This is a genomic window from Bradyrhizobium sp. (genome assembly GCF_035484855.1).
Classification (GTDB): Bacteria; Pseudomonadota; Alphaproteobacteria; order Rhizobiales; family Xanthobacteraceae; genus Bradyrhizobium.
On sequence record NZ_DATHOP010000257.1, the window covers coordinates 1 to 8,582 of the forward strand.

At 59.9% G+C, this 8,582-nt stretch carries 10 protein-coding genes; 8 read left to right on the top strand and 2 right to left on the bottom strand.

From position 1 onward, the window contains the following. On the bottom strand, window positions 1–1,088 hold a 1,088-nt coding region (locus VK804_RS29415), incomplete at its 3' end, for an outer membrane beta-barrel protein (RefSeq protein ID WP_325751794.1). Between the two features lie 458 nt (window positions 1,089–1,546). Here VK804_RS29415 and VK804_RS29420 point away from each other — a divergent pair. The 5 genes from VK804_RS29420 to VK804_RS29440 all read left to right on the top strand — a co-directional run bounded on the left by VK804_RS29420 (window position 1,547) and on the right by VK804_RS29440 (window position 6,518). Beyond that, window positions 1,547–2,116 (top strand): hypothetical protein, encoded by a 570-nt coding sequence (locus tag VK804_RS29420; RefSeq protein ID WP_325751795.1) that lies wholly within the window; start codon window positions 1,547–1,549, stop codon window positions 2,114–2,116. Window positions 2,117–2,722: 606 nt separating this feature from the next. After that, on the top strand, window positions 2,723–4,213 hold the full coding sequence (locus VK804_RS29425; protein WP_325751796.1) for a DUF4118 domain-containing protein: 1,491 nt from the start codon (window positions 2,723–2,725) through the stop codon (window positions 4,211–4,213). Continuing rightward, complete coding sequence (locus VK804_RS29430; RefSeq protein WP_325751797.1) at window positions 4,206–4,919, top strand: response regulator; 714 nt, start codon at window positions 4,206–4,208, stop codon at window positions 4,917–4,919. The genes VK804_RS29425 and VK804_RS29430 overlap by 8 nt, the downstream gene beginning before the upstream one ends. Window positions 4,920–5,173: 254 nt before the next feature. After that, on the top strand, window positions 5,174–5,296 hold the full coding sequence (locus VK804_RS29435; protein WP_325751798.1) for a hypothetical protein: 123 nt from the start codon (window positions 5,174–5,176) through the stop codon (window positions 5,294–5,296). A 340-nt stretch (window positions 5,297–5,636) separates the two neighbouring features. After that, window positions 5,637–6,518: an outer membrane protein gene (locus VK804_RS29440; RefSeq protein WP_325751799.1), complete on the top strand. Its 882-nt coding sequence runs from the start codon at window positions 5,637–5,639 to the stop codon at window positions 6,516–6,518. 96 nt (window positions 6,519–6,614) lie between these two features. Here the strand turns inward: VK804_RS29440 and VK804_RS29445 are convergent, their stop codons facing one another. Continuing rightward, window positions 6,615–6,812, bottom strand: a complete 198-nt coding sequence (locus VK804_RS29445; protein ID WP_325751800.1) for a hypothetical protein — start codon at window positions 6,810–6,812, stop codon at window positions 6,615–6,617. A gap of 261 nt (window positions 6,813–7,073) precedes the next feature. Here VK804_RS29445 and VK804_RS29450 point away from each other — a divergent pair, with 261 nt between their 5' ends. The 3 genes from VK804_RS29450 (at window position 7,074) to VK804_RS29460 (ending at window position 8,383) form a co-directional block, all read left to right on the top strand. Further along, on the top strand, window positions 7,074–7,274 hold the full coding sequence (locus tag VK804_RS29450; protein WP_325751801.1) for a hypothetical protein: 201 nt from the start codon (window positions 7,074–7,076) through the stop codon (window positions 7,272–7,274). A gap of 126 nt (window positions 7,275–7,400) precedes the next feature. Then, window positions 7,401–7,550 carry a hypothetical protein gene (locus VK804_RS29455; RefSeq protein ID WP_325751802.1) on the top strand — a complete coding sequence of 50 codons (150 nt, stop codon included), beginning with the start codon at window positions 7,401–7,403 and terminating at the stop codon, window positions 7,548–7,550. Between the two features lie 173 nt (window positions 7,551–7,723). Then, entirely contained in the window at window positions 7,724–8,383 is a 660-nt protein-coding gene (locus tag VK804_RS29460; RefSeq protein WP_325751803.1) for a DsbA family protein, read from the top strand. Window positions 8,384–8,582 lie beyond the last annotated feature (199 nt).

Consider the following 8,582-nt stretch of genomic DNA (forward strand, 5'->3'; position numbering starts at 1 on the left):
TTGAGGCCGTCGACTGTGAGGTAGAGCGTGTCGTAGCCGCTGTCGCTCTGCCAACGCACGCCCGCCGCCAGCGAGGGGATGGCGCCCGGATCCTTGAGATAGGTGTTGTCGGGGTAGGTCGTGTTCGGGAACGGGTTGTCGACCCTCTGGCCCCAGTGCCACGGCGCGGTATCGGTGCCGATCGAGACACCAGTCTGGATGTACCAGTTCTTGCTGAGCGCCAGCGTCCCCAGGATGCCGTGGTTGGTGTAGTTGTCGTACCCGTAAGTGAGCGAGTGCGAATACATGTAGTTGTTGGGCGCGAGCTGGGCCTCGATGTCGGGAATCGAGATGTAGCGCCCGAACCGGATGTTCAGTCCCTGCATCACCCAGGGAATGAACACCTCGCCATAGGCCATCGGCATGTCGTAGCCGTTGTTCTTGTTCTGATTCAGAAGCTGGTAGCTCCAGAGCCCGAACGCCGTGGTGTAGCGATAATTCTCGCCGTAGATCGGTGCGATGCGAAAACCCCAGTCGATGTGATCCTTCTGCACCGTGTCCGGCAGCCGCTCGAAATAGATCACGGCCTGGTCGAGCTGCACCGTGTTCGGATTGTAGCTGTAGGCGGCAGGAGCATTGCCGCCGCGCACGGTGTTGGAAGAGAGGTTGCCGCCGGGGTCGACCCAGCCGTAGACCTGGATATGCGCATCGTTCATCCACGTCCCAAACGGCGTGTTCGACATCGCGTTCATCAGCGGGCTGTCGATCGAACTCGGCCGCGTCACGCCGAGGTTGGTGGTGCCGCCATAGGGCCATTCGGTGAACGGCATCGGCGGCGTGCTCTGCGGCGTCGGCGGCACCTCGCTCTCGGGCCGGCGTGACGGCGGCGCCTTCGGATCGGCCGGCGCAGAATCGTGTCCCCACTCGAGCCGATAGTAGTTGATGAAGCGGCTGATGAAGTCGCTGCCGAGATAGGCATCGAGACAGTTATAGTTCTTGTAGGGATCGCCACCGTAGGGGCATGGCCCCGTCCCCGGATCCGCAGCTTGCGCGACGCTGCTCAGACCGATCACTGCCAACGAGACGCCGGCCAGAAGAAATGTTTTCATAGTCTTGCCCCAAGCTGTTGTTACAGGCGCCTTCAGGCGCTCTCACGATTCCGTTAACCCTCGGAATGATCTTTCATTGGGAGCTTGGGAAAAATCGATGCGGTTTGCCGCGCGGTTTCATAAAGATAAAATAGCTGAAACGACTTCTTCGACGCCGACTGCTCGCGGAAGCGTCAGTTGCCTCGCGGCTTGCACAATCTCCCGGCGAAATTCGTGACGTTTCGGCAAAAAAACGCTCCGCACTGCAACACATCCTTACGCTTTTCTTACGTGCTGTGTCTTTCGCGTTACATTTCCGACGCCAACACGACCGTTCGTCGATGCCGAAGAAGATCGAGTCTCGTCGCGGCTATTTTTTTTCTATGAAAATCGCCGCGCTTATCCATCGAAGATATATGCACCGACTCGCTATGCTCTGGCATTGAGCGAAATTTGTTCGCTCACCGCGGGGCGCTGCGATGGAATTTGCGACGAATGATGCAGATCATCCGGTTCTGGCCGGAAATGCTGAAAATATCGATTTCAGTTTTCTGCCGACCAGCCTGGCGGCACAATGCCGAAGCCTGATCGAGAGCTATCATGAGCTTCACGGCTACGCCTGTTTGCCTGATATCCTGTGGAAGGCCCGGCTCGGTCCCTTCATCGAGACCAATCGCGAGTTTCGTCAACTGCTCAGGAAGGCTTCGACAACGAGAAGCGCGAAGAAATCGCACGAAGGTTTCGTGCGGATAGCGACGACGCTGCTGTCGCTGGAAATATTGTCGAGCAGCTTCGCCGGCTGGAGCGCCATCTATCCGGATGCCGGCTCGACCGCGCGTGCGATTCTGGGACGCAACGCGCGCGGCAGCCATATGCCGCTGATGGAATTCTATCTTTATCCGCCAAAATATATCAGCTCCGCCGCCATCGCGACGCTGGCGCCGCCCCTGGTGCGGTCGTCCGGTGAAGCCGCATTATACCGTGCTTCGAAGCCGGAATTGTCAGGCGAAAAGCAGGCCCTGCACTACATCAATGCGATTGCGCACTGACCGGACCAAGGGTCGCCTCAGGCTGCCGTAACATCGCCGGTTTGAACTCCTGATCAATCGAAGAGGCTATGGGCGGTCGCGAGCGTGGCTTGTCGGCGTTGCAACGGAAGCGATAGCAACGCGCCTTCTCGCACGTTTGAGTTTATCCGGAGGCCTTTTGTAAGGTGATGCCTGCGTCGGCTAGACGACATTGCGTTAGTATATTTCTTTTTTATTTCATGCACCGGCCAACAACATAGATTTTCTACGTCGATTCGGAGAATGCTGGCGTCGCTGGGTAGTTGGTGACATCGGGGGCAACGGTTGAATCGGTGAACGGTGTTTATTGCAAGCCTCGTGGTCGGCGGTCGCCGGTCGCGCAAGGTGAGCTGTCATCGCGTCGGTTCGATGCCGGTACGTGATTCCGCCGAGGCTGCGCGCCACGGTGACAATCACTCGATGTCTTGACCTACGAAGGCACATTTCTTGAATCCAGATCTGCTCATGATTGAAAAGCCCGCGGCAACGGGTGCGAGCCCTGTCGGCATCGGGATCGGAGGCAACCTGCGTCTGGATCACGAGCGATTTTCGCATCCGATATTCCGATCGGACCTTTGGCCTCTGCTAATGGCCTTGGCATTGGTCGGCCTAGTCACCGCTCCCCTGCTTCTGCTCGAGCAAAGCGTCGCCGCCAACCTGGTTCCGATCGCGTACCTGATACCCGTCATCATCGCCGCCACGAGATGGGGTATCTGGCCCGCCACGCTGGCCTCGATTGCGGGCATGGCGGCGGCGGACTTTTTCTTCTTTCCGCCGATCTACAGCTTTCAGGTCGAGGACCCCGGGGAGGTCGTCGACCTTTTGCTGTTTCTGGTGGTGGCGCTGGTCAGCAGCAATCTCGCCTCGCGCCTGCGGCAGGAGACCGAAGCGCTGCGCGGCCGCGAGAAGGAAATCCAGCAGCTCTACGAATTCTCCCGGCTGCTGGCGGCCTGTTTCACGGTATCGGACCTGATCTCGGCTATTCAGAAATACCTGTCCCGCGCGCTCGGTCAGCAAGCCAGCTTCTTCGCGGCCGGGTTCGACGGGGGCTTTGACCCGCCCGACGCCGGCGCCGTGCCGCAGGCGGTGCGCCAGCGCATCAGCGCGATGACGGCATCGGTCGATACGCCGACCCAGGCGCTGGTCGACGAACCGACCCAGAATGTCTGGCTGCTCGGGCCGATTTGTTCCGAGACATCCATTCATGGGCTGGTTGCCGTCAACATCGGAGGCGCCTCGGACAAGGCCGTCGCGGTCAAGACGCATCGCGTCGAAGTCGTTCTCGAAGAAGTATCGCTCACGCTTCAGCGCATCGATATCGAGAAGGCGATTGCGGATGCCAGGCTGCACCTGCAGGGGCAGCTGTTGCGAGATGCCTTCCACGGCACGCTTTCGCATGAATTGTGCACGCCGCTGGCGGCCATCCGCGGTTCGGCAAGCGTGCTCGATTCGATGCTCATCGTCCGCAACGACATCCGGATTCGTCCGCTGGTGGAGGCGATCTCCGACGAGGCGGCCCACCTCGATGGCTTCATCCAGAATCTCCTCAATGCGACCCTGGTCACCGCCGGCGGCGTCAACCCGCGTCTCGAATGGGCGGATGCGAGAGACATCGTCAACGCAGCGATCCGGGGAAGGTCGCGCAAGCTGGCGGCGCACAGTATCGAGACCGCGTTCGCCGAGGACTTGCCGCTGGTCCACGTCGATTCCGGTTTGATCGCGGAAGCCTGCGGCCAGCTTCTCGAAAATGCGGCCAAATACTCGCCGTCCGGCTCGACGATCTCGGTCCAGGCACGCGGCGAGCAGGGACGCGTCACGCTGTCGATTTCCGATCAGGGCGTCGGCATGACGCCGGACGACCAGCGACAACTCGGCCGCCGGTCATTCCGGAGCCAGCGCCATGAGGCGAGCGTTCCCGGCTCCGGCCTCGGATTCTGGATTGCCTCCACCTTTGTTCGCGCCAACGGTGGAACGATCGAAATTGCGAGCCGGGGACCCGGACAGGGAACGACGGCCACCATCGCCCTGCCCTCCTCTCTGGCAAAACCTTCTGAGCTGACGGATTTCATGGATGAATAAACCCAGCAATGTCGTGCTTCTCATTGACGACGAGCCGAAGATAAGACGGTTTCTTCGCGCCGGATTTGAACTGCAGGGCTTTTCGGTGATCGAGGCCGAGAACGCTGCCGATGGACTGAAGGCGGCAACTTTCAGCGCTCCCGACATCATTATCCTCGATCTGGCGCTGCCCGACCTCCATGGCACCGAGGTTCTCGACCGGCTCCGGTCATGGTCGAACGTGCCGGTCATTGTCCTGTCTGTGGTGTCGGGCGAGGACGAGAAGGTCAGACTTCTGCAGGCGGGAGCCGACGATTACGTCGTCAAGCCGTTCGGCATGGCGGAACTGCTTGCGCGCAGCGAGGCCGCCCTGCGGCGATATTTCAAGACCGCAACCGAGAGTCCCGTCGTGACGGCCGGCGCCCTCTCGATCGATCTGGTTGCCCGGACGGTATCGCTCAACAGCAACCAGATCAGACTGACCAGGAAGGAGTATCGCCTGCTCCACATTCTGGCGACGCATGTCGGCCTCGTGGTGACGCACGATCAATTGCTGAAGGAGATCTGGACCGGCAATCAGAGGGACAACATCCAGTATCTGCGAATTCTCGTTCGCAAGCTGCGGCAGAAGATCGAAACCGATCCCAATCATCCGCGGCTTCTGGTGACCGAGTCGGGCGTCGGCTATCGCCTTCAGTCCCGCTTCGAGGAAAGTTCGGTGGACTGATCCGATATCCGGTCGAATTGTGGTCGAGGGACGGGCTGGTAGCCATTCAGTTTGGACTTGAGAATCCCCGCCGCAGGTTATTTCGCGTTGCGATTTGGCCCGCGTTGCGATGCACACTAATCCTTCCTGAAATGTCAGCAAATCCCGCGGCCGATCCGCGACCTCACAGATAGGAAAATAATATATTTTTCTCCTCAAAATGCTAAAACTGCCCAAGCAAAGGACCAACTCTGCAAATATTGAGGGCGGAAACGGTGCAGTTTCTGGTGGGGCATTTCAACTTGCTGGGTTTCGACGGTCAGAACTGGATGTTGATTGTCGCCGGCGTGATCGCCGTGTTCATTTTTTTCGTCTGGCGGACTCGCGGACGCAATTGACAGAGGCCATTGCCGTCCACCCCGGGTTCTTGCCGTGCGTTGCGAGCCGATGACGACGCGCTAAATCGTGCGACGATCAAATAGCGATTTCATAGAAAAGGCGCGCCGCACATGAAGCGATCGGCGGTTTCACGCGATCGCACGTCGATCGACGACATCGCCCCGTCAATGCGCGAAAAGATCTCTTGTGACGGGACGGGAATCCCTCGCATAAGCAAGACGGCGACCTCGATGTCCGCACGGCGGCGCCGGGTTCGCTGTTTCCAAAAAATATTATTTTTCTATTTTTTGAAACGGCTTGCGATGTCGCGAGCAAGCAACGCGCGCGCGGAAAATGCATTTGAAGCACCGGGATAATTCATTTCGCAGTCGCACAAGTCGGACATTCAATTTAACAATTCTGTCAGGAATCGAGATTGGCCGAACGGCCGTGCAGGGGGATTACATGCGTCGACATACGAGATTGGTTTTCGCAGCAGCGGTCTTGTTGGGTCTGGCCGCAACGGGCGCGGCTTCGGCTGCAGACTTGCCGGTCAAGGCACCGCCGCTCGTCGCACCGATGATGTACAACTGGCAGGGCTGCTACATCGGCGGCAACGTCGGCGGCGGCTGGAACCGGGTGGATACGACGCGGGTAACGGCAGACGGGATCGGTCCCGATCCCGCGAACTACGGCCGCGAAAACGACAGCGGCGTGATCGGCGGCGTTCAGGCCGGCTGCGACTTCATGGCCGGCAAGGATCTGGTGTTCGGCGTGCGGGGTATGTTCGACTTCAGCAACATCAACGGCCGGCACGCCTTGACAGACTTCCCGACTTTCTCGGAAACCAACAACCTTCAATCCATCGGCACAGCGACCGGCAGGATCGGCTACCTCTGGACGCCGCAATTCCTCGGTTACGCCCAGGGCGGCATGGCGTTCTCGCAAAATCGCAACGTGGTGTACCAGCCGAGCGGCGCGCTCTCCGAGTCCGCCAGCTACAACCTGCCCGGAATGACCGTTGGCGTCGGCGCCGAATACATGTTTACCCCCAATTGGTCGGTATTCGCGGAATGGAATTATTATTGGATCGAAGACCAGTCCGGGCAGCATTTCGTCGCCGCTCCCGGTTTGGTGCCGACTGGCGAGACGTTGAACGTGAAACCGGTCTCCCAGACTGTGCTGGTCGGCGTGAACTACAAATTCCACTGGGACGGTCCCGCGGTGGTCGCGAAATACTGATTTCTCGCCGTCACCCGCAATTCAAAGCCCCGGCATTGTCCGGGGCTTTTTCTTTCGAGGACCCGGCTTGTACATTTGCCGGAGATAATCAGAATTTCACAAGCTCGCGCTGGACATCGGCTCGGCGGACACCTCACCCCCGCCATGATTGCGCACTGCCTTCGCCGCATTGCGGTGCCAACAGCCCTGGATGAATGGTTCCTCCCCCAGGCTCAAATCGGTCTTGTTCTGCTTTGCCGTGCTCTTGTTGTCGTCCTGCGCCGGCAAGACCCCGGGCGAAACGATCGCGGACATGCCTCACTGGTTGGGTGGGGAACCGGCTGGCGTACCACCGCGGCGCGGCACCCCCGAATACGATGCCTGGATGGCTGCCCGTGCGGAGGAAGCCGCGCGGCCGAAGGCCGATCAGCCCAAATAGGCTCCGTCGCCTCCGGTTAGGGGAATCGCCGACGGCCACGCGCCCGCACCCTCCCTTGTCCACAGCGGTCGCAAATCTGTTGCACTCCCGCGCGGGTTGAGAAACACTCGGCCTCTGTATGTGCGCGGGGGCGTGAGATGAGTAAGGATGCGGGATTCGACTACCATCGCTATCGAAGACTGCTGGCGGAGGCGATCGACGAGAACAAGCGGATGGCGCTGATCGATCTCTTGATCGAAGAGCGCGCCAGGGATCGGCTGGAAGCCGAGCGCGCCTCCGATCGGGCCGCCATGACGGCCAGGACCATCGCCACGGTGCTACGCACCTCAAAGGCCTGATCCGGACCGCTGTTTCGCGGCTCATGTTGCGATTCGGTTAACGATGCCCGGCAATCGGCCATAAACTTTTCGAGCCTACAACCCTTGCGGCCTGCCTTTCAGGGCCACAACAATTGGGGGGTTGCCATGACCATTATTTCTTTTGATTCGACGTCGGTTTCGACCGGGGACAAGGATCGTTCGCCGAGCGCCGTCGCGCTGTTCTGCGGCGTTGGCCTGGTCGCCTCGTTCTATCTGATCAGCTTCGGCGTCAATCTCGGGGCCGGCTGGCTGTAACCGGCGCGTCCTCTCGCCCTTCTTCGTTCCGGACGCCAGCGCCTTTGATGTTGGAATTTCTTCGCATGCGGGTCTTGCGGGCCCGCATTTTGCGACAATGGCCGTTTCAAGCCGACCGGGCGGCTGCTATTGAGAGCGCGCACCCCGTGCCGCCTCAGGAACCCGCCCGCCCGATGGTCAGCCGCCGCACCCTTGCAACCGCTCTCCCGTTCGCCGGACTTGCGGCTCTCGCCCTGCCCGCGCCCTTGCGGCTGATCGACGGCGCGATGGCGCAGGACGCCATTGCGGCGCTGCTGGCCAGGCCGATGTCGCTGCCCGACATGGCGCTCGGCGAGCCAAAGGCCGCGGTGACGATCATCGAATACGCCTCGATGAGCTGCCCGCATTGCGCGGCATTCGAGCAAAACGTGTTTCCGATGCTGAAGTCGAAATACATCGACACCGGCAAGGTGCGTTTCGTGTTCCGGGAATTCCCGCTCGACATCAAGGCCGCGGCCGCCTCGATGCTGGCGCGCTGCATCGCCGGCACCGATGCCGGAAAATATTTCGACGCGGTCGACGCGCTGTTCAAGGCGCAGGAACAGCTGATGGCGAATACCAAGGATACGCTGCTGCAGATCGGCAGGCAGCAATCGGCGATGAGCGAAGAGGCCCTCGAGGCCTGCGAAAAGGATCAGGCGCTGCTCGACAAGATCAAGGACGACGAGAATTTTGCCTTCGAGAAACTGAAGGTCGACGCGACGCCGACCTTTTTCGTCAACGGTGAAATGCTCAAGGGCGCGATGTCGTTCGAGGAGATCGACGCCAAGATCAAATCGCGGTTGAAGCGGTAGAGCGTTTTCCAGCGAAGTGGCCACCGGTTCGCGTCAAGAAAACGCGTCAAATAAGAAACCTAGCAGTCTGCTGAAAAAGCCCTCGTCAGGGCCTACGGTTGATGATTCAATGTATATCATGAATCGTCGGGGGCTCGCATGCGGGGCAGTTTTACGGATCAGGGCGGGTTGTTTTCGTACATCTCGCCGGAGACGCGAG